The sequence below is a fragment of the Brevundimonas sp. genome, from assembly GCF_031082345.1.
Lineage (GTDB): Bacteria > Pseudomonadota > Alphaproteobacteria > Caulobacterales > Caulobacteraceae > Brevundimonas.
In genome coordinates, this window is the sequence record NZ_JAVHLH010000355.1 from 1 (window position 1) to 2,042 (window position 2,042).

Below are 2,042 nucleotides of genomic sequence, written 5' to 3' on the forward strand. Positions count from 1 at the left end.
CTCCAGGACGGCGCCGGCGCGCCCTACGGCCAGGCCGAGCCGCGCCGGCTGACCCGCCTGCTCAAGGCGCTGGAGGCCGCGGCCCGCGGACAGGCGATGCGCGCCTCGCCGCCCCCGGCGCCATTCAGCCCCCGGCGCGCCGCCTTCGACGTGCGGCCGACGACCATCATCGACCTCGAGCAGAGCCCGTCCGCCGCCGTCGTCGAGGTCTCGGGCGCCGATCGGCCGGGGCTGCTGGCCGACCTGGCCCGGGTGCTGGCCGACCATCGGCTGTCGGTGCGATCGGCGCATATCGCCGGCTTCGGCGAGCGCGCCGTGGACAGCTTCTACGTCACCGACGCGAAGGGGCGGAACCCGAAGGCGGGGGCGGCACTGGAGCGGCTGAGAGCCGATCTCGAGACGGCGCTGGACTGGAAGGATCGGCGGGTCGAGCGCGTCTCGACCCCGGTTCGCGCCAGCCTGCGCGACGTGTCCGAGGTCGGTCGGTTGCGTCCCGCGAGACGCCCCGTATCGCGCGCGCCGGAAGCAGGTTAAGGCGCTGATATGGCCGACAAGATCAAGCCCGAAGCCGAACCCATGGAGGCGGCGCCGCCCGTGCCTTCGGCGTCCGGGACCGCAGAGCCCATCGTCCAGCCGCCGGCGTCGGCGAACGCCTCGCACAAGGGCGGCGGCATGATGCGGAACTCGGCCATCTTCAGCGGCCTGACCCTGGTCAGCCGGCTGGCCGGTTTCGCGCGCGACGTGGTCATCTCGGCGGCGCTCGGCGCCTCGGCCGGGCCGGCGGCGGACGCCTATAATACAGCCCTGAACTTCCCCAACCTGTTCCGCCGCATCTTCGCCGAGGGGGCCTTCGCCGCGGCCTTCGTTCCGGCCTATGCGCGGACGCTGCAGGCCGAGGGCGAGGAGGTGGCGGACAAGGTCGCCACCGACGCCCTGGCCGCCGTCGCCTTCGCGACCGTCGGCCTGACCCTTGTCGCCCAGTTGACGATGCCGTGGCTGATGACGGTCATCAACGTCGGTTTCCTCGACGATCCGGCGCGCTTCAAGCTGGCCGTGATCCTGACCCAGATCACCATGCCCTACCTGCCGTGCATGGCCATTGCGGCGCTGCTGTCGGGGGTGCTGAACGCCCGCGGCCGGTTCATCGTCTCGGGCGCCTATCCGATCCTGCTGAACCTGATCATGCTGGCCGCCGTCATTCCGGCCCAGGGAGACCAGGTCGGCGCGGCCTATGCGGCCTCGTGGGCGGTGCTGGCCGCGGGGGTGTCGCAGGCGGGCCTGTGCTGGTGGGCCGCGCGCAAGGCCGGGGCCAACATCCGCGTCGCCTTTCCGAGGCTGACGCCGGCGGTCAAGGCCATCATCATCACCGCCATCCCGGCCGCCATCGGCAATTCGGCGACCCAGATCAACGTCTTCATCTCGGGCAACCTGTCCAGCTTCGTCGACGGCGGACGGACCTGGCTGGCCACGGCGGACCGGCTGTACCAGCTGCCGCTGGGGCTCGTCGGCGTGGCCATCGGCATCGCCTTGCTGCCGCGCCTGTCGCGGGCCGTGGCCTCGAAGGACCACCAGCAGCAGCAGGCCTCGATGGACGAGGCCCTGATCCTGTCGATGGCCCTGACCCTGCCGGCCGCCGCGGCCCTGATGGCCATGCCCTATTTCCTGATCGACGCCCTGTTCACCCGGGGGGCCTTCCTGACCTTCGACGCGGTCAACACCGCCGAGGCCCTGTTCCAGTTCGGCTGGGGCGTGCCGGCCTTTGTGCTGATCCGCATCCTCGCGCCGGCCTTCTTTGCGCGGGGGGATACGCGGACGCCGATGGCCTTCGCCCTGGTGTCGGTGGCGGTGAACGCCGCCCTGGCGATCGGCCTGTTCTATGCCGGCTGGGGCGTCACCGGGATCGCGGCCGCGGTCTCGGGCGCGGCCTGGACCAATGTGCTGCTGCTGGGCGGCGCCCTGTGGCGGCGCGGGCTATATCGCCCCGGCGTGGCCGCCCTGTCGCGGCTGGTCCGGATCGCGGCGGCGGCGGCGGGGCTGGCGGT

2 protein-coding genes are annotated in these 2,042 nt (G+C 72.3%); both read left to right on the forward strand.

Annotated features, from left to right (window positions below; all coding sequences use genetic code 11):
• Positions 1–534: ACT domain-containing protein (locus RDU12_RS15220; RefSeq protein ID WP_308685477.1), on the forward strand; the 534-nt coding region annotated here is incomplete at its 5' end.
• 42 nt (positions 535–576) lie between these two features.
• A partial coding sequence (gene murJ, locus RDU12_RS15225) for a murein biosynthesis integral membrane protein MurJ (protein ID WP_374990235.1) occupies positions 577–2,042 on the forward strand: 1,466 nt, incomplete at its 3' end.